A 25553-nucleotide genomic window follows, 5' to 3' on the forward strand; every position below is an offset into this window, starting at 1 on the left:
TCACGTCTGAATTCCGGAGAGTCGTCATGGCTACTACTGATCTGAAAGCGTTGTTACCACGGGAGCTTCTGGCTTCCGTGGTGGTTTTTCTGGTGGCCCTGCCGCTGTGCATGGGGATCGCCATCGCTTCCGGCATGCCTCCCTCCAAGGGTCTGATCACCGGCATCATCGGCGGTCTGGTGGTGGGCTGGCTGGCCGGTTCGCCGCTTCAGGTCAGCGGCCCGGCGGCAGGTCTGGCAGTGCTGGTGTTCGAGCTGGTCCGTGAACACGGTATGGCCATGCTCGGGCCGATTCTGCTGCTCGCCGGTGCGCTGCAATTGCTGGCTGGACGCTTGAAGCTCGGTTGCTGGTTTCGTGTGACGGCGCCTGCGGTGGTGTACGGCATGCTCGCGGGCATCGGCGTGCTGATTGTGCTCTCCCAGGTCCACGTTATGTTCGACAGTGGGCCCAAGCCTTCTGGGCTCGATAATCTCGTGGCGTTCCCGCAGACCCTCATGGGTGCGATGGGAATGGGCAGCGCCATGCAGGCCGGCCTGCTCGGGCTGGGCACCATCGCCGTGATGTGGCTGTGGGAAAAGCGTCGGCCCCATGCACTTCGGTTCGTACCGGGCGCGTTGCTCGGCGTCGGCATTGCGACGGTGGTGAGTCTGGTGATGAGCTTGCAGGTCAAGCGCGTCGAGGTTCCAGCCAATCTTGCAGAGGCCATCGACTGGCTGCGCCCCGCAGACCTGCTGAACCTGGCTGACCCTGCCATCCTGATCGCGGCGATTGCCGTGGCTTTCATTGCCAGCGCTGAAACCCTGTTGTCGGCAGCGGCGGTGGATCGGATGCATGACGGCCAGCGGTCGGACTTCGACAAAGAGCTCAGCGCCCAGGGTGTGGGTAACATGTTGTGCGGTCTGGTCGGTGCGCTGCCGATGACGGGCGTGATCGTGCGCAGTTCGGCCAACGTCCAGGCCGGTGCCAAGACGCGGCTGTCGGCAATGTTCCACGGTTTGTGGCTGCTGGCGTTCGTGCTGTTGCTGTCCAGTGTGCTGCAAAGCATTCCTGTGGCGAGCCTGGCAGGCGTGCTGGTCTACACCGGCGTGAAGCTGGTGAATGTTCAAGCACTCAAAGGGCTGGGGCGCTATGGCCGCATGCCAATGTTCATCTATGGCGCGACCGCCAGCGCGATTGTCCTGACCGACCTGCTGACGGGTGTGTTGATCGGCTTTGGCCTGACCCTGGTGAAGCTGGCGCTGAATGCATCGCGCTTGAAAATCAACCTCGTCGATCTGCCAGCCGAGGGGGAGATGGAGCTGCGCCTGAATGGTTCGGCCACGTTCCTCAAGGTGCCGGCCCTGACCCAGACGCTGGAAACCGTGCCCCCTGGCACCACGTTGCATGTGCCGCTGGGCAACCTGACCTACATCGACCATTCCTGCCTGGAGCTGCTGGAAGAGTGGGGCCGCGCCAACGCGGCGCAGGGTTCGCGTTTACTGCTGGAGCAGCGGCTGCTCAAGCGTCGCGTGGAGGGAAGGATCCGCACGTCGATTGGAGGAACAGCGCTGCATTAAGGTCCGCGTGAGGGGCGTGCGGGATCAGTCTTTCCCGCATTCCATCTCCAGCCCCACGCCCAGCTGGCGTGACAGGCTGGGCCAGCGTTTCCATGCTGCGTCGGTGTCCGGGCTGGCGAGGCGCTCGCGGTAGGCTTCCACTGACTCCAGGGAAAAGCTGTCGTCGTCGAGCATCTCGTCGATGGCGTGATGCACCACTTCGTCGAGCTGATTGGCGAAGGCCTCGCCGATCAGTTGGTGGGCGATGACGCTGGCCACGGTGGTATTCATGGGTATCAGCGGCTGGCCGAAGTGCTTGATGTACAGATCGTTCACTTCTTCCACCAGCCGGTGGGCCAGGTAAGCTTCGTCCAGCAACCCATCCAGCCCTTCGTGGCCCGCCATGATGGCCGGCGGCGCCGTGAAGAATTGCTCGGCGATTTTCAGGACCGGTCTGATCTGGCTTTCGATTCCGGCCTGCAACGCGACGTCATGGGCAGCGTCCAGCAAGTCCGGAACCTGACCAATGTAGGCAATGACAAAGCGCGTCAGTACGCCTCGCGCGTCTACGTCAGGCAGGTGAATGGACGGGTGGAGATGAGGAAGTTGCGACTCCAACTGGCGCGAAAGCTGACCGGATTGGGCTTCGTGTTCCTGAGCTCGGGTGATCTGCTCGCGCAATGCGGCGGTGTTCATGGATGCTCCATAGGCAGTGAAACCAGGCGGTCATTATAGGGAATTCATACATTAGCCTGCTCACGAATGGCCCTAAGACGTAATTGTCATAACAGCTTCATGCTTATGTGCATAATCGCGCGCTCGTGGACTATCAATGTGCTGAACTCATGACCCGAACCCAACAAACCGTTTTCATCCTTGCCGCCATCGTGGCGCTGGTGCTGGGTCTGACCGTCTTCCGGGTGTTGTCCGGCACGGATCAGGGCGATCAGACCGCGCTTAACGACGCGGGCATCATCCTTCTCCCGCAGAGCCGCACTGTGCCTGATCTCTCGTTCACCGATCAGGACGGTCAACCCTTTCCATTGAGCCAGTTGAAGGGTCAATGGACGGTGCTGTTCTTCGGCTACACCTTCTGCCCGGACATCTGCCCGACCACCCTCGCCCAGCTTCGTCAGATCAAAAGCGAGCTGCCCCCTGAGACCGTCGACAAGCTGCGCATCGTGCTGGTCAGCGTTGATCCTGATCGCGACACGCCGCAACAGCTCAAGCAATACCTGGGTTATTTCGACAAGGGGTTCGTCGGCTTGAGGGCGCCGGTCGATACGCTGAAGAACCTGGCGAATGCGGTGAGCATCCCGTACATCCCGGCGGACACCAGTAAGCCGGGCTATACGGTCGACCACAGCGGCAACCTGGCCCTCCTCGGCCCTGACGGCACCCAGCGCGGGTTCATCCGCGCGCCGCTGAACAGCCAGAAGCTGGTAGCGCAGTTGCCGGGGCTGGTTGAGAGGAAGTAAGGACTGATCTCGGCGTTGCGCCGAGATCATGGGCGTGTGGCGATCAGAACGCCGGAACCACGGCGCCTTTGTACTTCTCAACGATGAACGCTTTGGTTTCCGGGCTGTGCAGCGCGGCGACCAGTTTCTGGATGGCTGGGGCATCCTTGTTGTCCTCGCGGGTCACCAGGATGTTCGCGTAAGGCGACTCCGCCCCTTCGATGATCAGCGCATCCTTGGTGGGATCAAGCTTGGCCGTCAGGGCGTAGTTGGTGTTGATCAGCGCCAGGTCCACCTGCGTCAGTACGCGTGGCAGGGTCGCCGCTTCCAGCTCGCGGAACTTCAGGTTCTTCGGGTTCTGCTGCACGTCGCTTGGCTTAGCGGTGATGCTGGTCGGATCCTTCAGGGTGATCAGACCGGCCTTGACCAGCAGCAAGAGGGCACGGCCCTCGTTTGTGGCGTCATTCGGGATGGCCACGTTGGCGCCATCCGGCAGCTCGGCCAGACCCTTGAGCTTGTCCGAGTAAGCGCCAAAGGGCTCGATGTGAACCTTGGCCACACTCACCAGATGGGTGCCCTTGCCCTTGTTGAACTCATCCAGATACGGCTGGTGCTGGAAGAAGTTGGCGTCCATGCGGTTCTGGTCGACCTGCACGTTCGGCTGAATGTAATCGTTGAAGACCTTCACGTTCAGCGTCACGCCCTCTTTCGCCAGCATCGGCTTCACGAACTCGAGAATCTCGGCATGGGGCACGGCGGAGGCCGCAACGGTCAAGGTCTCATCGGCATGGGCAGACAGCGCCGCCACGGCAGCGAATACAGCCAACAACTTCTTCATTTCTACTACTCCTGAAATGCACGCGCAGTCGCATGCATCTGCCGGTCAGTGACCGGCGAATTCGGTTAACGGTGTGAAAAATGCGCGACCAGTCTGTCGCCGACGGTTTGCAGGATCTGCACAAGCACCAGCAGCAATACGACCGTTACAAACATCACATCGTTCTGGAAGCGTTGGTAACCATAGCGAATCGCCAGATCGCCCAGGCCACCGGCACCGACCGCGCCGGCCATGGCCGTGAACGACACCAGCGCAATTGCGGTCACGGTGATTGCCGCGAGAATGCCGGGGCGTGCTTCAGGCAACAGCGCCTTGATCACGATCTGCCGGGTCGTCGCGCCCATCGCCTGAGTGGCCTCGATGATGCCGCGGTCCACTTCCCGCAGCGCGGTTTCCACCAGGCGCGCGAAGAATGGCGTGGCGCCTGCGATCAACGGTGGCAGCGTGCCAAGAATGCCCAGCGAGGTGCCGGTGATGATTTCCGTCAGCGGCATCATCACGATCAGCAGGATGATGAACGGCAACGCCCGCAGCATGTTCACGATCAAGCCGACGGTGGTGTAGACCGGCTTGTTCTCGAGCAACTGACGCGGCGAGGTCAGGAACATCAGCACGCCCAGCGGCAAGCCCAGCAGAACAGTGAAGGCGAGCGAGACGCCAAGCATGATCAGGGTGTCGCCGGTCGCCAGCCAGATTTCGTACCAGTCGACGTTGGAAAACAGGTTGAGAAAAGTGTCCATCAGCGCAGGACCTCCATATGAACGTCGGCTGCGGTGAAGCGGGCAAACGCGGCGTCCATGTCACCACCGGTGATGGCCAGCGTCAGTTGCCCGTAAGGCGTGTCTTTGATGCGGTCGATACGACCGGCCAGAATGCTGTAGTCCACGCCGGTTTCCCGCGCGACCGTTCCCAGCAATGGCGCGTAGGTCGCTTCGCCCTGAAACGTCAGGCGCACGATGCGGCCCTGAACATGGGCGAAATCACTGTTCACCTGGTTTTCGTCGACCTCTTCGTCTTCCTGGACAAAGCGGCGCGTGGTCGGGTGCTTGGGGTGCAGAAACACATCGGCCACGGCGCCCTGTTCGACGATCACGCCCGCATCCATGACGGCCACCTGATCGCAGACGCGACGGATCACGTCCATTTCGTGGGTGATCAGCACGATGGTCAGCTTCAGTTCGCGATTGATCTCGGCCAACAGCTGCAACACCGAGGCCGTGGTTTGCGGGTCCAGGGCGCTGGTGGCCTCGTCGCACAGCAGAATCTTCGGCTTGGTTGCCAGCGCGCGGGCGATGCCAACGCGTTGCTTCTGACCGCCGGACAATTGCGCTGGGTACTTTTTGGCGTGATCGGAAAGACCCACGCGGGCGAGCAGCTCGGCCACGCGCTGATCGATCTGCCCGCGGGACATGTCCCCGGCCAGCGTCAGCGGCATGGCGACGTTGTCGGCGACCGTCTTGGACGACAGCAGATTGAAGTGCTGGAAGATCATGCCGACCTGACGGCGGAAGCCGCGCAATCCATCGGCGTCCAGCGCGGTGACATCGACGTCATCGACCAGAATCTTGCCGCCGCTCGGTGCTTCAAGGCGGTTGATCAGGCGCAGCATGGTGCTCTTGCCAGCGCCGGAGTGGCCAATCAGGCCAAACACCTTGCCATTTTCGATGCGCAGGCTGGTGGGGTGCAGCGCGGGAATTTCCCGGTCGGCGACCCGATAGGTTTTGTGGACGTTCTGGAACTCGATCACGGAGCGAACCTTGTGGGGCGCGTTGAAAAATCAGCGTGGAGACTTATGCCTTCATCACGCTGCTGAGCGATGCCATTTCGGCTTCGGCTGGGTAAACCGGGCGCGCATTTTAGCCTGTCGAATCTGGATTGGGCCCAGCCTTCTTATCATTTATTTCACACTGCACCTGCCGAACGGTCATATGCACAGCCGACTGTCGGGCTGACGAAGGAAATCGATGAATCCGAAAAACAAACGGAACGGCTGATTTCATCGTCAGTCACTTACTTAGCGCCTGAATAATGCCTGACCTCGTGTCAGGCGTTGCCGCCTGCGAGCTCCTGCTGCCTCCACACCATGGAACGCCGAACAGGGAGCCGTCCGAACCGAGGAGTTTTGTCTGATGAGTAAGAACACCAATCCGCCTGTTAGCGCCACCGCCAACAGTGAACTGGCTGGCACTGACACGCTGGATCGTGGCAATACCAACGCCAAGATCGAAAGCCTTGAAACCTTCCGCTCCGACGCCACCGGCGAGGCTTTGCGTACCAATCAGGGCGTAAAGATCTCCGACAACCAAAACACGCTGAAAGTCGGCTCGCGCGGCCCGTCGCTGCTTGAAGACTTCATCATGCGCGAGAAGATTACCCACTTCGACCACGAACGTATCCCGGAGCGTATCGTCCACGCGCGCGGTACTGCGGCTCACGGTTACTTCCAGACCTATGAAAACCATTCGGCGCTTTCCAAAGCCGAATTCCTTCGTGACCCGGGCAAGAAAACCCCGGTCTTCGTACGCTTCTCCACGGTTCAAGGCCCACGCGGCTCCGGCGATACCGTGCGTGACGTACGTGGTTTCGCGGTCAAGTTCTACACCGGCGAAGGTAACTACGACCTGGTCGGTAACAACATGCCGGTGTTCTTCATTCAAGACGCCATCAAGTTCCCCGATTTCGTACACGCGGTGAAGCCAGAGCCTCACAACGAAATCCCTACGGGCGGCTCGGCCCACGACACCTTCTGGGACTTCGTATCCCTAGTGCCGGAATCCGCGCACATGGTGCTGTGGACCATGTCCGACCGTGCGATTCCGAAAAGCCTGCGCTCTATGCAGGGTTTCGGCATTCACACGTTCCGCATGATCAACACCGAAGGTAAATCCACTTTCGTTAAATTCCACTGGAAGCCTAAGTACGGTACGTGCTCTCTGGTGTGGGACGAAGCGCAGAAGCTTGCGGGCAAGGACACCGATTTCCACCGCCGCGACCTGTGGGAGTCCATCGAGATGGGCGACTACCCGGAATGGGAACTGGGCGTTCAGATCGTTGCCGAGGAAGACGAGCACAAGTTCGACTTTGACATTCTGGACCCGACCAAAATCATCCCGGAAGAGTTGGTGCCGGTAACACCGCTGGGCAAGATGGTGCTCAACCGTAACCCGGACAACTACTTCGCCGAGACCGAGCAGGTTGCGTTCTGCCCAGGCCACGTCGTGCCGGGTATCGACTTCTCCAATGATCCGCTGCTGCAAGGTCGGCTGTTTTCCTACACCGATACGCAGATCAGCCGACTGGGCGGGCCGAACTTCCACGAGATCCCGATCAACCGTCCGGTCTCGCCGAACCACAACAACCAGCGTGATGCTCAACACCGCACCACCATCGACAAGGGTCGCGCTTCCTACGAGCCGAACTCGATCGACGGCGGCTGGCCGAAAGAAACCCCTGCAGGTCCAGAGGATGGCGGCTTCGAGACGTATCCAGAACGCATCGAAGCGCACAAAGTGCGTGAACGCAGCCCGTCGTTTGGCGATCACTTCTCCCAAGCCACGCTGTTCTTCAACAGCATGAGCGAGCACGAGAAAGAGCACATCATCGCGGCTTACAGCTTCGAGCTGGGCAAGGTTGAACGTGAGCACATTCGCGCACGTCAGGTGAACGAGATTCTCGCGAATATCGACCTCACCCTGGCCGCACGTGTGGCTGAAAATCTTGGCTTGCCGGCGCCGAAAGCCGCTACCGTCAAGGCGCAAGGCAACGGCAAGTTGAGCGTCGACAGCTCGCCTCTGCTGAGCCAGGCGAACCTGCTGCCTGCTGACATTGCTTCGCGCAAAGTCGCTATCCTCGTCGCGAACGGTGTTGACGACAAAGCTGTAGCGACGATGAAATCGGCGCTGGAAGCCAAAGGCGCACACGCCAAGGTGCTGGGTCCTACCTCCGCGCCGGTCAAAACCGCGAGCGGCGCTTCCCTGGCAGTGGATGCTTCGATGGAAGGTTTGCCATCGGTCGCGTTCGACGCTGTGTTCATCCCGGGCGGCGAAGCTTCGATCAAGGCCCTGAGCGGCGATGGCGTGGCACTGCACTACGTGCTTGAGGCGTACAAGCACCTCAAAGCCATCGCCTACGCGGGCGACGCGCAGAAATTGATCGACCTGCTGCGACTGGAAGCCGATGCCGGCTTGCTGACCGTTTCAGACAGCGCCTCGTTCAAGGCGTTCTTCGATGCGATTCAGCAGCACCGCGTTTGGGCTCGTGAGCCGAAAGCGAAGGCAATTCCTGCGTAATTTGCAGGAGTAGCGCGTAACAAAAAGGCGTTGCCCGCGAGGGCGACGCCTTTTCTTTTGATCAAAAATCGATCAGAGCTGAGCGGGTTTCAACACGATCTTCGCGGGTTCGGTGCGCTCGATTTCGCGCTGCATCTGCAACTCGAAATCGGGGTTGATCTTCGTGACACGTTTTAGTGCGTGCCCCGGCGGTATTGCCAGCTTAACTCGAAGAGGGTTTTCCCTTTGGTTCCTCAGGCAAGCTATCGCTGCTGAAACTCGAAGTGCTCCGCCATTATAGTTATGGCAGTTCTAGTGTTTTTACCCATGAACCCGAGCACTTCGATGAACCATGATAATGATTCCCCTAAACTACCAACTTTGTCTTCATCAATTGATAGCAAGCAAATTGCCAGTCTGGCCATTAATACTTGGGGATCCCTCAGCTCCCTACTTTCTCCTCGAGAGTCGATGTAGCTCCACCACGCGATGGCTTCAGCTCTACACTGCTCGCTTGTGCACCTTCCAGCGATATAGCCTTCAACAAAGTGCACCGGGTTTCTTTCCCATCCGGCATACTCGATTTCTAAAGAACTCAGGACTTTAATCATGTAAGAAACGTAGTGCCTTTGTGCAGCCAAATTATCTTTGGGCCAAATAATAGAATTAATTGATAGACTCATTCACCAACTCCGAAATAGCCCAAAAGTTCGCGACACGAGCCACACGCTTTTTTGGGCGTTTTGTGTCCTTCTCCAGACACTCCAATGTTCACTGGTCGACTACTTGCCAGATTAAAGGGGTTTTTCCCCTTAGAGTCCCAGGGGGGGCGTGCAACTTACTACTATCTATCGATATTCAAAATATTTTATCATCATGTCATTTGGTATTTTCGTATCCACCTCCAAGAACTCAAGCACCTCAAAGAACCATGACAGATTATCTCCTAGCTCCGAACTATTGGTCTCGTCGTAATAAAGAAGACAGATAGCAAGTCTTGCCATTAATACATTGCGCTCCCGGAAGTCACGCACTGCTGCTGGAGTATCAATGATTGACCACCAAGCTGGAGCATTAGCCGTGAGCTTTTCAACAGGGATGCTGTCTTCAATGTAGTCCTTTATCAACTGCAGCGGATTGTTTTCGCCGTCGGGAAAAGAGATTCCCAATGCTTCCAAAACGCTGACAAAAAAACCAAGCTGATGCTTAAATGCATCAATATCGTCGGTAGGTCGAACAATCGAGTTGGTGCTGTATTTTTTTAAATTTTCGCGGTTCATATTTTAACTTCGAAGTTTGCTCGTGCTGTGCCAAGAGATAAAGGGGCAGCGTCTTTTTTGCCCTGACAGCCTTCTACCCCTTCAACATCAATCTAACAGTCTTTTAAAAAAACCTACCAATGCGGGACACACTTCTGGATCTATCTTCTTTAAAAGATAGAGATACAGCAACAGGGGCGTCTGATCACCTGAATCCTCCTCAATCCATTTTTGCTCTGTACTGAAGCAGAGAATTGAACACCGAGCGAAGCGTGACAGATCCGGACTCAACGTCCGATACTGCCCTTCAATGGTCCACAGTTCGCCGATAACTTTAACCAACTCATCAGAATCCCTATTAATCCGTGCGGTGGCAGCAGCGTCTTTTAGATAAAGTGCCAGGGCTTCCAAGTCTTTTTCATCTGTATCTGGATAGCGCTTTTTGTCCAGCATATCAAGCAATAAAATCGCGTAATGCCTTCTAAGCTGATCATATGAAATAGCTTGCTCAAGCAACATACTTTCCAAGTTATCGATATCAAGAACATCTTGATCGCTGATCATTTAGAGACTCCATCTTTAATGCCGAGGATGCTCATCACCTGAGCACATGAAGAGCTAAAGGGGGCCGTCCCCTTTAACTATTTTTATCGCACTAATAGCTCCTCGGACAGAACAATAGCGCCGCCCCTCAACCAATCAGCCCTTTTTTGCATCCAAAAGTCCTCTAAAAAACATTATGAACTGTTGCGGGATATCCGGAGCGCATCTTGCCAACAGGAACAGATAATAGTCGAGAGGCGTAGGTTCTCCAGAATCCGATTCTATCCATTCTTTCTCTGTTGCAAAGCACATGATCACGCATCTTGCTAGTCTTGAGCCCGTTTCGTTTTGCGCCTCTCTCCTCTCTTCGATCTCCCATAGTTCCGAGATATGTTTTTTCGTTGAGCAGTCGGCTTTATCAATTGTTTCCCGAGCAATTGCGCTATTCAGGCATGAATCTATTATTTTCATCGTATCATTGGACACATCTCTAAAAATCCCACTATTTACGAGCTTTAGCAGAAATCTCGCATAGCAACGTCTCAGCTGGTCTATTGACACTCCGCGTAGGACCAATAATTCTTCAAGACAGTCAATTTCCCGGGCGTCCTTATCACTTATCATTATAAAACTCCGTCCCTTATACCGAGGGTATTCATAACTGGAGAGCACGAATCGCAAAAAGTCAGCGGTTTGCCATCATTCCGGAGGGTGGTAAAGGTGGCGCCTTCAACAAGGACCCGCAATTCTCCAACATTCTGGACGTCATTCTCGCGCGCGATCTTGCTGAGCACGTCGGCCTCTCCACAATCGCCGTGAAATATTTTAGAACGTTTATCGGGTGGCACCGAATCATATAGCGCCCTCACTACAGGGTGCTCCGCCCCGGTGCCGCCGGCTCGCTTGCTGTAACCAACTTCCGGTGCTGGAAGTGGCCCCTTTTCACCAGTTGTACGGGCGCCCTGATTATTGGGTGTAATCCCCTTTAGACGAGCAAGTCCCAGCGGGTCAGACCACCCCGTCGGATTCGGTACGTATTGATAGAGGTTTAGCCCACCACTGTAGCCAATCGGATCCTTGCTGATGAACCGCCCGACCCTTGGATCATAATACCGATGCCTGTTGTAGTGCAGGCCGGTTTCGTGGTCGTGGTATTGGCCCTGGAATCGGATCGGGTTGGTCAGGCCGATCTGTTGGGCGAATTCGGAGCGCTGTTCTTGCGCCTCGCCCCACGCTTTGTATTGCGCGCTCCAGGCGGTGTTGCCGTTTTGGTCGGTGATTTCCTGTGAGGTGCCGAGGTGGTCGCATTGGTACCAGGCCAAGGCGTCGACTTTTAGTGCGACGGGTTTGTAGTTCCAAAGCGGGTCTTCTTTGAAGTTGTAGCGCCCTTCGTAAGTGGGTTGGCTTACGAGGCGGATGGTTTCGTGGCGGATGGCCTGGGCCACCGGCACGAAAGTACCGGGTTCGTGGATGTAGTGGACGGTGCGGCCGAGGGCACCTGCGTACGGCGGCGGGCTGCTTTCCCAAGCGAGGTTGTCGCCGTCCCAGCCGTACAAGGTGAATCCGCAGCCGAGTTCGCGTTCTTTGCGGGCGTGTTCGTTTTCGTTCCAGCCGGTGCCGGCTTCAGGACGCGGGCGGTAGTGGGCTTTTGAGAACTTGTAGAGGCGCCGTCCGAGGGGGTCGTAGCCAAAGTCGACAGTCAGGCGCGAATCTCGGAAATGCGCGAGGCGATCGAAGAGGTCCCAGTGCAGTTCGCTTCGCAGTCCGTTGGTCCAGCGGACTGTCTGGTTGCCGCGTTCGTCGTATTCGTAGTGGTTGCCGCCGTAGTCACGCAGCAGGTTGTCGACGAGTTTGTTTTGAGTCGGCTCGGGGTCGAGTGGACGGCGGACGGGTGTTGCGCTGTCGTCGAGCAGATTACTGGCCGGATCGAAGGCGAAGGTTTCTGTACCCAGGCGACTCGTGGCGCTGAGCAAGCGACTGACTGGGTCGTAGCGGTAACTTAACGGGCCGCGACGGCTGTCGTGGATGTCGGTGAGCTGGCCGGCGGCGTCGTAGGTGTAGGCGCGTTTGATGAACGTGGATTTGTCGTCGCTGCGTCCTAGCAGTTGTTCGTGCAGACGCCCCGCTGGGTCCCAGCTTTGGGTTTGCAGCAAGCTATTGCCTTGATGCCGGGCGACTTCGCGATGCAGGTCATCGCGTTCGTAACTGAGTAGTTCGTGCTCGTCGAGCTTCAGACCGATCAGATGACCGCTGCCATAGGTCAGCCAGCTGACGCGATGCCCGTCCGGGCGGATGGTCGCGACCCGATTATTAAGGGCGTCGTATTCGTGCTGCCAGACGGCAACCAGGGGTTTATCCAGATTCGAGTAATGCTGGTGCTCGCGCAGCAAATTGCCAGCCGGGTCGTGAAACCATTGCAGGCGGCTGGCGGCGTTGGTCGCCATGACCAGATGGCCATTGCCGTCATAGGCAAAGGTTTCGCTTTGGGACTTTTCACCGAGGATGGCGCGGCGTTCGGTCAGGCGGCCCATCGGATCGAAAGTCAGTGCGATCGTGCGCTGGCCGTTAACCGTATAAGCGAGCCGTCCCGTTTCCGGGTCGTACTGATAGCGAGTCGAGCGATTGTCGAAGCCGCGTTCTTCCAGCAGCCGGCCGACCGGGTCGTAGTGAAAATGGGCGCGGCGTTCGTTTTCGTTTTCCAGCGCAACGAGACGGCCGAGTTTGTCCCAGCGATAGCGCAGGGTTTGCTCGGCGGCGTCGACGCGCTCGGCGATGAAGCCCGCAGCGGTGTAGCGCCACGTCGTGCAGCGTTCCAGACCATCGGAGTAGGCGAGCAAACGGCCTTCGGCGTCGCGGCTAAAACGTTCTTCGGTTTTGTCCGGGTGTTTTATCAGGACCAACTGGCCTGACTTGTATTCATACGTAGTCGCGTGGCCAGCAGGGTCGGTGAAGCGGACCATCTGGCCGCGCTCGTCGTACTCCCACGCACTTACCTTGCCCGAGCAGTCGGTGTACTTAACGAGCTGTCCGGCTTCGTTGTAGGCCAACGCTTTGGTATTGCCGTTAGCGTCTTTGATCGCTGTAGGAAGACCAAACTTGTTGTAGGCGTATTCGGTAACGTTCTCTAGCGGATCGATCGCCTCAGTCAAATTGCCGCGGTGGTCGTAGTCCCGTTTCCACAAGCCGCCCTCGCCATCGCTGATCTTGATCAGATGGCTTTTATCGTCGTATGCGTAATTCATCACGCTGTGGTCAGCGCGAATGTGTTCTGTGAGGTTGCTCAGTTTGTCGTAGCGATAACGATCGGTGCTGCCGTCGGTGTGGACATGCCGAATGATGTTTTTCGCCGCATCACGGAAGAACCACTCCGAGCGGCCGTCGGCGTGGCAAATGCGGTAGGTGTAGCCCAGGCTGTCGTAGTAGTGCCGGGTTTCATGACCGAGAGCATCGGTGACATAGGTCAGACGAATGTTTTCATCCCACGCCAGACGAGTATCAAAACTCCCGTCATCGGCCCATTCGCGCACGGCCTTGGCATCGGGACCGGAGCCCTGCCATTGCAAGTTCAAACCGCGATTGGTGCGGTCGGTATAGCGCGTGATCAGGTGGTCTTGATACTGATAACGCCAGGCAGCGCCGTTCTCGTCCTGAGCCAGAACAAGATCGCCGAAATCATCGTACTGATACGCGCAGAGTTGGCGTTTGACGTCGCCGTCCCGGACTTCCCAAAGCCCCGTCAACCGCCCCCGATCATCAGTCAGAGTGCCAAGTCGCAGATGGACTTTGTTGGCATCTTTCTCCGAGTAAGTCACCAACTCTGAGAGCACCAACCGCCCATCATGACGATGCTCATGATGCAGCATGACCCCGGCGCCGTTAGGCAGCATCTTGTTGATCAGAACAAAGCGCTTGCCCCGCCGAACATAGGTTTCCCTGTGCTCAAGCCCCCGCATCAGCAACAGCCGATCCTTGCTAAGGCGGATGACGGTCAGATTTTCGATGGCATTGAAATGGAACAGCTTGACCTTGGGCAGAGGAAATTCGTGGGAGCGGCCATCGGCGTCATGAAACACCAAACCATCACCGACGAGATCAAACCGCGTGGTAAACGGCGTGATCCAGCGTGCGCCGATAACGTCCTGATCGTAAGCATCCAGACTCGAACAGTAAGTCCGGGTCCACTCAATGGGAAACGGCCCCGGCAAACTGAAATCGGTATGACTGACGGACTCCGAGCCCATCGCAAAACTGATGCTGTGGCCCGTATAAGCACAGGCACAATTTATCTTCGGGTTGGGCTGGCCCTTGGCAGGCGTCTCATGCTGAACCTTCTCAAGCTTGCCTTCCCCGGCCCTGCGCTTGGCCTGATTAGTCACCCCAGGCTTGATGTTGAACGATTGACCATGCCCGTTGCGCGACCGCCAGCTTGAGACTGCGCCGTCCAGCGTCAGCAGCAAAGAACCAAGCGAGTTCTGAACCCCAGGATCTGCCAGACCTTTAATCTGGGTCCGAAGCTCCGGCCCCATGGCACGCAACAATTTGGCCTGTCTGACCACCTCATCTTTAACTGCTTCAGGTACAAGGTGTTCGACGGCGCCATTCACCGCACCCTTGCCCGCCGCAACGCAAACCTCCGCAGCCGCCGCAAAAATATTCCCAATCGCCGCCTTAGGGTCGTAAGCCCAGAGATCCCCAGCGGCATGGACCAACTGCTCCGCTTCCAGAAAATCAGCCTTGGCGTTGAGGTCCGGCTTAACCAGCCTTTCAAGGCCAGCAGCGATCTCAAACAGCACGCCTTCCCCAAGCTTCCCCGCATCTTCAAGAATCCCGGGAAGCTTGGCCTGCGCCTGACTCACAAAGTCATCAAGGGTCCCGACGATGGTTGCATTCAGGTGCCCGATCAGAACCTCGATCAGCGCATCCCCCAGCACCATCTTCCCCGCCTGGCGCATCTCCTGACGCACCAGAAACAGCATCGGCCGCAAGGTCATCCGCGCTGCCGCCATGCCCGGCGGAATAGGGATCATGCCGATCAGGTTGATGCCCAGACTCACCCAGTCCAGCGGATCGCGCTTGTCACTGGTCGCCAGCCGAACGATGTCATTCAGCGCATCAACCAGCGCCATGATGTTACCGACCACCGGCAGCCCGCCGGCCACCGTCTTGATCCGCTCAAGCGTGATAACCCCGCCGCTGATCTCCCGCAGCCAGGCATCGACATTGGCCGCACCAAGACCAACGTCTTCGACCTGGATCAGATCAAGCGGAACAACCGCCACTTGAGGTTCGCGTTTGTCGTCGCTGCCGGGTGTAATTGCGGGGCTTGCCAAGGATGCTCTCCGTGCTTAAAAAACCATCCGAAATGACGTGAATGCCAATCCGGGGGCCACGGAGATATCAAGGGCTGTGCCAGCTACAAATTAGCCAAACAAAAACAACAGCTTAAGAAATAAAACGACAGGTTTTAGCGAACGCTAAACCCGAAACCCTATAAAAAGTGCGCAAGGAGTTGCGCACCCCTGCGCAACGTCTTGCGCACTCGCGTACAGACCACAAACGACGTGGCCTGCAGAGCACTATCCCCCCAATTTTCAACAAATGAGTGCGCAACTTCTTGCGCAGTTGTATCGCTGCGGCCCTTTCCGAAGCCATGAAAGGAGCGCAAACAAAAAAGGCGTTGCCCGCGAGGGCAACGCCTTTTCTTTTGATCAAAGACCGATCAGGGCTGAGCGGGCTTCAACACGATCTTCGCAGGTTCGGTCCGCTCGATTTCACGCTGCATCTGCAACTCGAAATCCGGGTTGATCTTCGTCACTCGCTTGGTCAGCAGCGTTGCCAGCCAAGGGTAGTCGTCTGTGCGCGGCACCTGCACCGTGACGTCGCAGTTGAAGGCAGTGACGTCTTCAGCGATGTCACTCAACTGACGGCGCAGCTGTTTCATGTCACTGAGCTTCAACTCGATGGTCGTGCTCTCGGCGCTCGGGTCAATCACTTTCGCCTTGCGCCTGGCTTCCGCAGCCCGCAGATCAGCCTCGGCCTTTTCCAGCTCGGCCTTACGCGCGTGGGCGATAGCGCCGTTGACGCCACTGGTCAGCGCCGGAGCCTTTGGCATCAGGGCACGAGCACGACTGAGCGCGGTCGCGGCGGCATTCATGTCGCCTTTTTGCAGCACGATCTGACTGCGGCTCAAATAGGCCTCAGCCAATTGACGCTGGTACTGCTCGAGTCGGGGATCGTCCGGAGATTTGCTTTGCAGCGCCGCCAATTGATCTTCGGCGGTTGCCAACTCGCTGCTGGCGATGTTCTGTTCCAGCTGCTGATAGGCATCGGGCGCAGCCACAGATGCGGGCTGCTCGACGGGCTTGCTCTGGCAAGCACCCAACAGGATGGAAAATGCAGCAAGCAGCAGATAACGGGATGCGAACGGCTTCATTCCTGCGATTCTCTATTTGCGCAAAAAACGAGCAAGTCTACACACAACTGACTTGCACCGAAAATAACTGATCACTATCGGTGGCCGCGCAAGGAGTCGTTGCACATTGCCGCCATTGGATTATTGCGGAGTATGACTCTGCCTGCTACCCAAGGTTCTACCGCTTGGGCAAAAGGAAGCTGAGCAGAAACAGCGCCGCCGCCGAGACCACGATAGACGGGCCTGCCGGGGTGTCCTTGAACCAGGACAGCGCCAGACCCGCGCACACCGCAATCACGCCAATGATGCTCGCACCCACAGCCATTTGCTCCGGCGAACGGGCGTGACGTTGTGCCGCAGCGGCGGGGATGATCAGCAGTGAGGTAATCAGCAAAACGCCGACGATCTTCATGGCCACCGCAATGACCACGGCGATCAGCAGCATCAACGTCATGCGCAGGGCCGCCACCGGCAGCCCTTCGACCGTCGCCAGCTCTTCATGCACGGTGATGGCCAGAAGCGGCCGCCACAGCGCACAGATCAGCACCAGCACCAACGCACTGCCCGCGAGAATCCACGCCAGATCGTTCGGACTGATAGCCAGCAGGTCGCCGAACAGATAGCCCATCAGGTCGATACGCACGTCACGCATGAAGCTCAGCACCACCAGACCCAGCGACAAAGTGCTTGGTGCGAGAATCCCCAGCAGTGTGTCGGACGCCAGCGGTTGGCGCTGCTGCAGGGTCACCAGCAACACCGCCAGCAGCAGGCAGCCTACGGTCACGGCGATCGTCGGGCTGATGTCCAGCAGAAAGCCCAAGGCCACGCCGAGCAACGCGGCATGGGAGAGCGTGTCGCCAAAATAGGCCATGCGCCGCCAGACCACGAAAGACCCCAGAGGACCTGCCACTACCGCTAACGCGAGGCCTGCGAGCAAGGCGTAAAGAAGAAAATCAGCCATGCTTGCAGCTGTCCCCGTGGTCGTGATTGTGGGTGTGGACGTGAGCCGGCGCGGGTTGGCAGACTTCGCCATGCAGGTCGTGGGCGTGATCGTGGTGATGGTGATAGATCGCCAGATTCGGGGCGTTCAGGCCGAACAGCTCCACGAAGGCGGGATCATTACTCACCTGCTCGGGGTGACCGGAGCAGCACACGTGGCGATTGAGGCAGACCACCTGATCGGTGGTGCTCATGACCAGATGCAGGTCATGGGAAACCATCAGCACGCCGCATTGATGCCGATTGCGCAGCTGAGTGATCAGCGCGTACAGCTCGGCCTGCCCGGCGACATCAACGCCTTGCACCGGCTCGTCGAGCACCAGCAGCTCTGGCTTGCGCAGCAGCGCTCGCGCCAGCAACACGCGCTGCATCTCGCCGCCGGAAATCCCTTGCAGCGGGCTGTCGATGACCTTCTCTGCGCCGACCTCGATCAGCGCTGACCGCGCGGTGTCCCGATCAACGCCGGGGACCAGACGCAGGAAACGCAGGACCGACAGCGGCAGCGTGGCGTCTATGTGCAGCTTCTGCGGCATGTAACCGACGCGCAGTTTCGGTTTGCGCCAAATTTCGCCCGAGTCTGCCTTGAGCAGCCCCAGAACGGCGCGCACCAGAGTGGTCTTGCCCGCGCCGTTGGGGCCGATCAGGGTGACGATTTCGCCTGAGCTGACGCTCAGCTGGATATGTTCCAGCACGCTCTGGCCGGCGCGCGTCACGCTGACGTCCTTCAGGCGGATCAGTGCATCGCTCATCAGGCGGCCTTGCACCCGGCACAGACGCCGACCACTTCAACGGTCTGGGCTTCGACGTCAAAGCCGACCTCATTGGCAGCGTCGACGATGGCCGAGCTGATGCTGCCGTGCTGCAGCTCAATGGCGGCGTGGCACTCGCGGCAGATCAGAAATTGGCCCTGATGCGCGTGGGTCGGGTGGTTACAGCCGGCGAAGGCGTTCAGCGACGCAATGCGGTGCACCAGGCCGTTTTCCAACAGGAAGTCCAACGCGCGGTACACCGTAGGTGGTGCGGCGCGGCGGCCATCTTCTTCGCTGAGAACGGCGAGGATGTCGTAGGCGCCCAGCGGCTTGTGGCTCTGCCAGACCAGTTCCAGCACGCGACGACGCAGGGCCGTCAGCCGCAGGCCTTTGCCCGCGCACAGCGTGTCGGCTTCAGTGAGCGCACTGTGCACGCAGTGAGAGTGATCGTGGGGGCGACTGGCCAGGGGTGTTTTAGACATGAGCGGCGACGGCCTTTGAGAGAGACGTTATTATGTTACCCGTTCCTGCCCCCATGAGTGGTTATCGTGTTCCGACTTTTTTTACTTTTTGTCGTATTTATTACCGGTTTTTCAACCGTCACTGCCGCCGAAGCCAGCGTCCGCGTACTGACCAGCATAAAGCCGCTGCAGTTGATCGCTGCTGCCGTACAGGACGGGATTGCTGTGCCGGAAGTCCTGCTTCCGCCGGGCGCCTCACCGCATAACTATGCGCTGCGCCCGTCCGACGTACGGCGCGTGCAGGAAGCCGATCTGCTCTACTGGATCGGCCCTGATATGGAGACATTCCTGCCTCGCGTGCTGTCCGGGCGCAGCAAGGCATCGGTCCCGGTCGAGTCGTTGCCCGGTATGCACCTGCGCCATTTCACCGCCAGCGCCGAGCACCACGATGATGACGAAGACGAGCATGACCACGATCACCGCCCGGGCAGCGTCGATGCACATTTGTGGTTGTCTTCGGTCAACGCGCGGGTGATTGCGGCAAAGATGGCCGCTGACTTGAGTCAGGCAGATCCCGCCAATGCGGCACGTTATGAGAGCAACGCGAAGGCCTTCGACGCACGCCTTGACGCTTTGGACGCCAAGATCAAACAGCGTGTCGCCGGCATTTCAGGCAAGCAGTATTTCGTCTTCCACGAGGCGTTTGATTATTTCGAAGAAGCCTACGGGCTCAAGCATGCGGGCGTATTTGCCGTCAGCAGCGAGGTTCAGCCGGGCGCCCAGCACGTCGCCGCCATGCGTGCGCGGCTGACCGAATTCGGCAAGACCTGCGTGTTCAGCGAACCGCCCCTTCGCCCGCGTCTGGCCGACACGTTGAGTGCGGGCTTGCCGGTCAAACTGGCTGAACTGGACGGATTAGGCGGCTACACACCCGCCACTGCCGAGGGTTACGAGCAATTGCTGAGCAAGCTGGCGGATGACCTGGCGGGGTGTCTGGAGAGTCTTTAACTCCTGTGCCAACGCCTTCGCGAGCAAGCTCACTCCTACAGTTGAACCACGGTCCCTGTGGGAGTGAGCTTGCTCACGAAGCGTTTATGATGTCTACAACGCAAACGGCAACGGAATGTGGGTTTCCTGCCGCTGTTCCAGGCGTTTGCGGAATTCGTCCGGATCATGGATCAGCACGTCCTGACCGGCGAAGGTTTCGGCGGCGATCAGGCGTGACAGCCAGAAGCGCACGCAACCCACACGCAGCATCGTCGACCACAGCTCGGCTTCGGCGGCCGTGAATGGCCTCAGCGCAGCGTAAGCACCCAGAAACGCCCGGGCGCGCGGCGCATCGATGGTGCCGTTCTCAAACGAGCACCAGTCATTCACGGCAATCGCCACGTCGTACAGCATCGGTCCGGAACAAGCATTGTAGAAATCGATCACGCCCGTCAGGTGGGTGCCTTCGAACAGCGTGTTGTCGCGGAACAGGTCGGCGTGCAGATTGGCCCGCGGCAGCGCCATGATTGCCGCCTTGCGACGCTGAATTTCCTCGATCGCCTTGGTCAGCAGCGCGCCCTGGGCCTCGTCTAGGTGAGAGATGAAATTACCGCCCTCCTCCAGCATCCAGTCCAGACCACGATCTGTTTTGCGCTCGACAGTCTCGCTGCGCGTCGCCATGTGCATGTGCGCCATGAATTCGCCGATCTGCACGCAGTGCTGGGTGTTGGGCTGGGCCGGGTGCTTGCCGGACAGACGCGGTTGCAGCAGCGCCGGTTTGCCTTTCAGCTCGCGCAGGGCCTGCCCGTCGGTGGTGCGCAGCGCGTAGGGTACGGGCAAGTTGGCGTCGTGGAGAACGTCCAGCAGTTCGATGAAGAACGGCATCTCCTGAACCGGACCGCGCTCGACCAGGGTCAGCACGAATTCGCCCTGCTCCAGGCTGATGAAGAAATTGGTGTTTTCACTTCCAGCGGCAATGCCCTGAAAATCACGCAGGGCGCCAAGCCCGTACGGGGCGAGAAAAGCTTCCAGCTCAGGCCGAGCCAGGGGAGTAAAAACGGACATAGAAGACTGCCAGCAAGAGAGTGAATGTAGGGCGTTACCAGCTGAATAGTACCCATTGGGGTATCAGCATGTCCGGTTGATCCGAACGGATGAATTGACCACTTGTGCCATCGGCGCGCACCAGATAATACGGCTTGCCGTGTTTGGGCGTGATCTTCACGGCGTACACGAATCCGTTCGCACGATACTCCTTGATGAAGCCATCGCTGTCCTGACGAATCGTCACATCAGGCTCTGCCGACGGCGCTTCATCGTCCGCCGCGACCGCCAGCCACGGACAGGCGATCAACCCGCCGAGCAGTAACAGGCGATTCAGCGCGCGCATGATAACCTTGTGCCTTTGTCGTCAACGGTCCGCGCATTCTAGCGCCGACCCCGCCGAAAAGGTTGATCTTGCACATGAGTCTTGCGCCCCTCGTCCTGGTGGACGGTTCTTCTTATCTATACCGCGCGTTCCATGCGCTGCCGCCGCTCATGACCTCCAAAGGCCTGCCCACCGGTGCGGTCAAGGGCGTACTGAACATGCTCAAAAGCCTGCGCAGGCAGTACCCCGAAAGCCCGTTTGCCGTGGTTTTCGATGCCAAGGGCGGAACGTTCCGCGACGCGCTGTACGGCGAATACAAAGCCAACCGCCCCAGCATGCCGGACGACATGCGCGTGCAGATCGACTTCCTGCACAACTGCGTGCGAGGCCTCGGCTATCCGCTGTTGTGCGTTGAAGGCGTGGAGGCCGATGACGTGATCGGCACCTTGGCGCGCAGCAGCGCGGCCGCCGACCGTCCGGTGGTCATCTCTACCGGTGACAAGGACATGGCGCAGCTGGTCGATGGCCACATCACGCTGGTCAACACCATGACCGGCAGCGTGCTGGACGTCGCCGGCGTGAAGGAGAAGTTCGGTGTTGGCCCGGAACACATCATCGATTACCTGGCGCTGATGGGCGACAAGGTCGACAACATCCCCGGCGTACCCGGTGTCGGTGAGAAAACCGCAGCGGGCCTGTTGGTGGGCATCAACGGTGGCCTGAAAGAGCTTTACGCGAACCTCGACAAAGTGGCAGCGCTGCCGCTTCGGGGCGCTAAATCCCTGCCGGCCAAGCTCGAAGAACACAAGGAAATGGCTTTCCTGTCCTACGAGCTGGCGACCATCAAGATCGACGTGCCGCTAGACATCGAGCTCGACGCCCTGCACTGCGGCGAGCCTGACCGTGAGGCGCTGATGGCGCTCTACACCGAGCTGGAATTCAAGAGCTGGATCACTGATCTGCAGCGTGACGCTCGCCAGGAAGGCGCGGAAGTCGTCCCTGCTGCCGAGCCGGCGCCTGTCATCGAGGCCAACTACGAACTCATTCTCGAGCAAACCCAATTCGACGACTGGCTGAAAAAGCTGAAAGCCGCTCAGTTGTTCGCTTTTGTGGTGCAGAGCAACGGTACCGATGCCCAACGCGCGCAAGTCGTCGGCCTGTCGTTTGCGATCAAGACCCACGAAGCCTGTTACATCCCGCTCACCCATTCCTATATGGGCGTGCAGCAGCAACTGGATCGCGACGCGGTACTGAAATCGGTCAAGCCCATGCTGGAGGACGCGAGCAAAATCAAGGTCGGCCAGCACGCCAAGTTTGCGATCAACCTGCTGGCCAACTGCGCCATTGATGGTGACCAGAGCCAGGGCATCAACGTGCAGGGCGTCAAGTTCGACACGATGCTCGAATCCTACGTGCTCGACTCCACTGCGACGCGTCACGACCGTGACAGCCTGGTCGCCAAGTACCTGGATCACACACCTGTCAATTTTCAGGACATCGCGGGCAAGGGCGCAAAACAGCTGACTTTCGACCAGATCGCGCTGGAGCAGGCGGGTACGTATGCGGCTGAAGAGGCTGACGTGACGCTGCGTCTGCACGAGGTGCTGCAGGACAGATTGGCCAAGACCCCGAGTCTGGCGCCAGTGCTGAACGACATCGAGATGCCACTTATGCCTGTGCTGGCGCGTATCGAGCGTCAAGGCGCTCTGGTCGATGCCAATCTTCTGGGCAATCAGAGCGTCGAGCTGGGCAACAAAATGACAGAGCTTGAGCGCGAAGCGTTCGCCATCGCCGGTGAAGAATTCAATCTCGGATCGCCCAAGCAGCTCGGGGTGATTCTCTACGAAAAGCTCGGCATGCCGATCATCAGCAAGACCGCCACCGGCCAGCCGTCCACGGCTGAAGCGGTGCTCGCGGAACTGGCCGAGCAGGAATATCCGCTGCCGAAAGTGCTGATGCAGTACCGCTCGATGAGCAAGCTGAAGAGCACGTACACCGACCGCCTGCCGGAGCAGATCAACCCGCGCACCGGGCGAATTCACACCTCCTACCATCAGGCGGTGGCGGTGACCGGGCGTCTGTCCTCCAGCGACCCGAACCTGCAGAACATCCCGATCCGGACCGCCGAGGGTCGTCGCATTCGTCAGGCGTTTGTTGCCCCCCAGGGCTACAAACTGCTGGCGGCGGACTACTCGCAGATCGAACTGCGGATCATGGCGCATCTGGCCAAAGACGAAGGCTTGCTGCACGCCTTCCGTAATGACTTGGACGTCCACCGTGCAACGGCGGGCGAGGTGTTCGGTGTCGAACTGACGGACGTGACCAATGACATGCGCCGTAGCGCCAAGGCGATCAACTTCGGTCTGATCTACGGCATGAGCGCATTCGGGCTGGCCAAGCAGATTGGTGTCGATCGCAAGCAATCCCAGGCGTACGTGGATCGCTATTTCGCGCGCTATCCGGGCGTGCTGGATTACATGGAGCGCACCCGTGCTCAGGCGGCGGAGCAAGGGTACGTCGAGACCATCTTCGGTCGTCGCCTTTACCTGCCGGACATCAACGCGAAGAACCAGGCGCTGCGCAAAGGTGCCGAACGCATGGCGATCAACGCGCCGATGCAAGGTACGGCGGCGGACATCATCAAGCGAGCGATGGTAGCGGTGAATGGCTGGCTGGAAGCGTCAGGGCTGGATGCTCGCGTCATCCTGCAGGTTCACGATGAACTGGTGCTGGAAGTGCGTGAAGATCTGGTCGAGCAGATCAGCAAAGACATCCGCGTGCACATGAGCGGCGCAGCCGAGCTGGATGTTCCGCTGCTGGTCGAAGTGGGTGTGGGGAATAACTGGGACGAGGCGCATTAATACGGCCTTGTCGTTCCGATTCTGTTCGGAATCGGAACTGCGGCATCCATAAAATTTCCGCCGGTTTTGAACTTCGGCGGACAAACTCCGGTCTGAGTTTGCGAATGGCTGACGTAGCCATTCATGCTCCTATGTTGTGTTAAGTGTTGGCAGATATCCGGATCCCTCCCGAGAGGTCTGGACTTGGACCCCGAACTTCCCCTCCCCACATGAAGTCCGGGGTTTTTTTTGCCTGCGATTCAGGCCGCCGGTGCCTTGTCTTCCAGCTCCATCCAGTCGGCCAGCACGGTATAAGCCTCTTCCAGGCCCATGCGCTTGGGTGCCGAAAACAGCTGGATGGTAATGGCGTCACCCCAACCCCGATGGATTTCCGACTGGACCTTGAGCAGGGTGTTCTTCGCCGCGCCGAAGGTCAGCTTGTCGGCTTTGGTCAGCAAAATGTGCATCGGCATGCCGCTGGCGATGGCCCAATCCAGCATCAGCAGATCGAAGTCCGTCATCGGGTGGCGGATGTCCATCATCAGGATCAACCCCTTCAGACTTTCACGGCCGCCCAGATAGGCTTCCAGGTGGCGCTGCCAATGCAGCTTCAGCGGAATCGGCACCTTCGCGTAACCGTAGCCCGGCAAGTCGACCAGGCGGCGGTCGTCATCCAGGCTGAAGAAGTTCAGCAACTGGGTACGGCCCGGGGTTTTCGAGGTGCGCGCCAGGCTGGCATGGGTCAGGGTGTTCAACGCGCTGGATTTGCCGGCGTTGGAGCGGCCGGCGAAGGCGACTTCAAAGCCTTCGTCATCCGGGCATTGGTCGACTTTGGCAGCGCTGAGCATGAACTTGGCTTGTTGGCACAGGCCGAGAATTGGGTTCTTGAGTTGCATGGGATATCCGGTGAGGGCGTTGCGGCGTGCGCGGCAACGGGGTGTCGTTTTCCGTTCAATGGGCGCGAGTATATAATGCCGCAGATTTCATGTGTGCCTTGTCCGACCCAAGTGAGGGCATTGCCGAAGCGAAACCCCCATGGCGCGTAGCCTCAGACCCACAAATACAGGCCGCCCCCCCCCCAAGACAGTTAGCCCTGAAGGCGACCCTCTCAGCCGCATCGGATCAACCCATGAACGCATTTCTCTCGAGTCTGCTGTTGACCCTGAGCCTGAATGGCTTGGCGCAGGCCGCTGACTCGCCAGTGGGCGACCCGGTCGCCGGGCAAGCAAAGACGGCTGTCTGCGGCGCTTGTCACGGACCCGATGGCAATAGCCTGGTGCCCATCTTCCCGAAGCTCGCCAGCCAGGGCGAGCGGTATCTGCTCAAGCAACTGCACGACATCAAGGACGGGAAGCGGGTTGTGCTGGAAATGACCGGCCAGCTGAACCCGCTCACCGATCAGGACCTGGCCGACATCGCCGCTTATTACGCCGGTCAGAAAGGCAGCGTCGGCACTGCCGATCCCGATCTCGTCGCGCTTGGTGAAGCGCTGTTTCGCGGCGGCAAGCTCGATCAGGGCATGCCGGCCTGCATCGGCTGCCATTCACCAAACGGCGCGGGCATTGCAACGGCAGGCTTTCCGCACCTGAGCGGGCAGCACGCCGAGTACATCAAGAAACAGCTCACAGCGTTCCGCAAAGGTGACCGGATCAATGACGGCGACACCCTGGTCATGCGCACCATCGCCGCAAAGCTGAACGATAAGGATATCGAGGCGCTGGCGGCGTACATTCAAGGGCTGCATTGAGCGTCTGGCGCGCGATCCTGACGGACACGGCTGGTAAAACAAATTGCCGGCAGACCTGCCCGGACGGGCCAAAAAGGGTAGCGAACGGC

The 25553-nt window shown here is 58.8% G+C and carries 22 protein-coding genes; 6 read left to right on the plus strand and 16 right to left on the minus strand.

Annotated features, from left to right (window positions below; genetic code table 11):
* Nucleotides 1–26 precede the first annotated feature (26 nt).
* The gene (locus M1E04_RS00255) at nucleotides 27–1556 is read left to right on the plus strand and encodes a SulP family inorganic anion transporter (protein ID WP_410929766.1); all 1530 of its coding nucleotides are present in this window, start codon (nucleotides 27–29) and stop codon (nucleotides 1554–1556) included.
* Between the two features lie 24 nt (nucleotides 1557–1580).
* Here M1E04_RS00255 and M1E04_RS00260 read toward each other — a convergent pair whose 3' ends face one another.
* On the minus strand, nucleotides 1581–2231 hold the full coding sequence (locus tag M1E04_RS00260) for a hypothetical protein (RefSeq protein WP_410935155.1): 651 nt from the start codon (nucleotides 2229–2231) through the stop codon (nucleotides 1581–1583).
* A 149-nt stretch (nucleotides 2232–2380) separates the two neighbouring features.
* On the opposite strand from M1E04_RS00260, the gene M1E04_RS00265 reads away from it, so the two are divergent.
* Nucleotides 2381–3013 carry an SCO family protein gene (locus M1E04_RS00265; RefSeq protein ID WP_192130565.1) on the plus strand — a complete coding sequence of 211 codons (633 nt, stop codon included), beginning with the start codon at nucleotides 2381–2383 and terminating at the stop codon, nucleotides 3011–3013.
* Nucleotides 3014–3056: 43 nt separating this feature from the next.
* On the opposite strand, the gene M1E04_RS00270 is transcribed toward M1E04_RS00265, so the two are convergent.
* The 3 genes from M1E04_RS00270 to M1E04_RS00280 all read right to left on the minus strand — a co-directional run bounded on the left by M1E04_RS00270 (nucleotide 3057) and on the right by M1E04_RS00280 (nucleotide 5577).
* A complete protein-coding gene (locus M1E04_RS00270) occupies nucleotides 3057–3830 on the minus strand; it encodes a MetQ/NlpA family ABC transporter substrate-binding protein (RefSeq protein WP_456292200.1) in 774 nt (257 codons plus the stop codon).
* Between the two features lie 65 nt (nucleotides 3831–3895).
* Nucleotides 3896–4570: a methionine ABC transporter permease gene (locus M1E04_RS00275; RefSeq protein ID WP_065987960.1), complete on the minus strand. Its 675-nt coding sequence runs from the start codon at nucleotides 4568–4570 to the stop codon at nucleotides 3896–3898.
* On the minus strand, nucleotides 4570–5577 hold the full coding sequence (locus M1E04_RS00280) for a methionine ABC transporter ATP-binding protein (RefSeq protein ID WP_456292201.1): 1008 nt from the start codon (nucleotides 5575–5577) through the stop codon (nucleotides 4570–4572). Before M1E04_RS00280 ends, M1E04_RS00275 begins: the two co-directional genes overlap by 1 nt.
* A gap of 382 nt (nucleotides 5578–5959) precedes the next feature.
* On the opposite strand from M1E04_RS00280, the gene katE reads away from it, so the two are divergent.
* The gene (gene katE / locus M1E04_RS00285) at nucleotides 5960–8119 is read left to right on the plus strand and encodes a catalase HPII (protein ID WP_456292202.1); all 2160 of its coding nucleotides are present in this window, start codon (nucleotides 5960–5962) and stop codon (nucleotides 8117–8119) included.
* A 242-nt stretch (nucleotides 8120–8361) separates the two neighbouring features.
* Here the strand turns inward: katE and M1E04_RS00290 are convergent, their stop codons facing one another.
* The 9 genes from M1E04_RS00290 to M1E04_RS00330 form a co-directional block, all read right to left on the minus strand.
* Nucleotides 8362–8781, minus strand: coding sequence for a hypothetical protein (locus tag M1E04_RS00290; protein WP_192130561.1), 420 nt, complete (start codon nucleotides 8779–8781; stop codon nucleotides 8362–8364).
* 165 nt (nucleotides 8782–8946) lie between these two features.
* Nucleotides 8947–9378, minus strand: a complete 432-nt coding sequence (locus M1E04_RS00295; protein WP_192130560.1) for a hypothetical protein — start codon at nucleotides 9376–9378, stop codon at nucleotides 8947–8949.
* Nucleotides 9379–9465: 87 nt separating this feature from the next.
* Entirely contained in the window at nucleotides 9466–9921 is a 456-nt protein-coding gene (locus tag M1E04_RS00300; RefSeq protein ID WP_192130559.1) for a hypothetical protein, read from the minus strand.
* A 135-nt stretch (nucleotides 9922–10056) separates the two neighbouring features.
* Complete coding sequence (locus tag M1E04_RS00305; protein WP_192130558.1) at nucleotides 10057–10524, minus strand: hypothetical protein; 468 nt, start codon at nucleotides 10522–10524, stop codon at nucleotides 10057–10059.
* A complete protein-coding gene (locus M1E04_RS00310) occupies nucleotides 10524–15230 on the minus strand; it encodes an RHS repeat-associated core domain-containing protein (RefSeq protein WP_456292203.1) in 4707 nt (1568 codons plus the stop codon). The genes M1E04_RS00305 and M1E04_RS00310 overlap by 1 nt, the downstream gene beginning before the upstream one ends.
* 389 nt (nucleotides 15231–15619) lie before the next feature.
* On the minus strand, nucleotides 15620–16333 hold the full coding sequence (locus tag M1E04_RS00315) for a PA5502 family lipoprotein (protein WP_296306809.1): 714 nt from the start codon (nucleotides 16331–16333) through the stop codon (nucleotides 15620–15622).
* Between the two features lie 157 nt (nucleotides 16334–16490).
* Nucleotides 16491–17273, minus strand: coding sequence for a zinc ABC transporter permease subunit ZnuB (gene znuB, locus M1E04_RS00320; RefSeq protein ID WP_065987954.1), 783 nt, complete (start codon nucleotides 17271–17273; stop codon nucleotides 16491–16493).
* A complete protein-coding gene (znuC, locus tag M1E04_RS00325) occupies nucleotides 17266–18060 on the minus strand; it encodes a zinc ABC transporter ATP-binding protein ZnuC (protein WP_065987952.1) in 795 nt (264 codons plus the stop codon). The genes znuB and znuC overlap by 8 nt, the downstream gene beginning before the upstream one ends.
* Nucleotides 18060–18542: a Fur family transcriptional regulator gene (locus tag M1E04_RS00330; protein WP_074892445.1), complete on the minus strand. Its 483-nt coding sequence runs from the start codon at nucleotides 18540–18542 to the stop codon at nucleotides 18060–18062. Before M1E04_RS00330 ends, znuC begins: the two co-directional genes overlap by 1 nt.
* Before the next feature lie 57 nt (nucleotides 18543–18599).
* On the opposite strand from M1E04_RS00330, the gene znuA reads away from it, so the two are divergent.
* Nucleotides 18600–19529, plus strand: a complete 930-nt coding sequence (gene znuA, locus M1E04_RS00335) for a zinc ABC transporter substrate-binding protein ZnuA (RefSeq protein WP_456292204.1) — start codon at nucleotides 18600–18602, stop codon at nucleotides 19527–19529.
* Nucleotides 19530–19622: 93 nt separating this feature from the next.
* Here the strand turns inward: znuA and M1E04_RS00340 are convergent, their stop codons facing one another.
* The gene (locus M1E04_RS00340; RefSeq protein ID WP_296306802.1) at nucleotides 19623–20573 is read right to left on the minus strand and encodes a homoserine kinase; all 951 of its coding nucleotides are present in this window, start codon (nucleotides 20571–20573) and stop codon (nucleotides 19623–19625) included.
* A 34-nt stretch (nucleotides 20574–20607) separates the two neighbouring features.
* Nucleotides 20608–20898: a DUF2782 domain-containing protein gene (locus M1E04_RS00345; protein ID WP_065987944.1), complete on the minus strand. Its 291-nt coding sequence runs from the start codon at nucleotides 20896–20898 to the stop codon at nucleotides 20608–20610.
* 74 nt (nucleotides 20899–20972) lie between these two features.
* Between M1E04_RS00345 and polA the strand changes: the two genes are divergently transcribed.
* Nucleotides 20973–23738 (plus strand): DNA polymerase I, encoded by a 2766-nt coding sequence (polA, locus tag M1E04_RS00350; protein WP_456292205.1) that lies wholly within the window; start codon nucleotides 20973–20975, stop codon nucleotides 23736–23738.
* Between the two features lie 239 nt (nucleotides 23739–23977).
* Here polA and yihA read toward each other — a convergent pair whose 3' ends face one another.
* Nucleotides 23978–24613 (minus strand): ribosome biogenesis GTP-binding protein YihA/YsxC, encoded by a 636-nt coding sequence (yihA, locus tag M1E04_RS00355; protein WP_065987940.1) that lies wholly within the window; start codon nucleotides 24611–24613, stop codon nucleotides 23978–23980.
* 233 nt (nucleotides 24614–24846) lie between these two features.
* On the opposite strand from yihA, the gene M1E04_RS00360 reads away from it, so the two are divergent.
* The gene (locus tag M1E04_RS00360) at nucleotides 24847–25464 is read left to right on the plus strand and encodes a c-type cytochrome (RefSeq protein ID WP_456292206.1); all 618 of its coding nucleotides are present in this window, start codon (nucleotides 24847–24849) and stop codon (nucleotides 25462–25464) included.
* Nucleotides 25465–25553: the final 89 nt, after the last annotated feature.

The sequence above is a fragment of the Pseudomonas sp. AK106 genome (assembly GCF_053903055.1).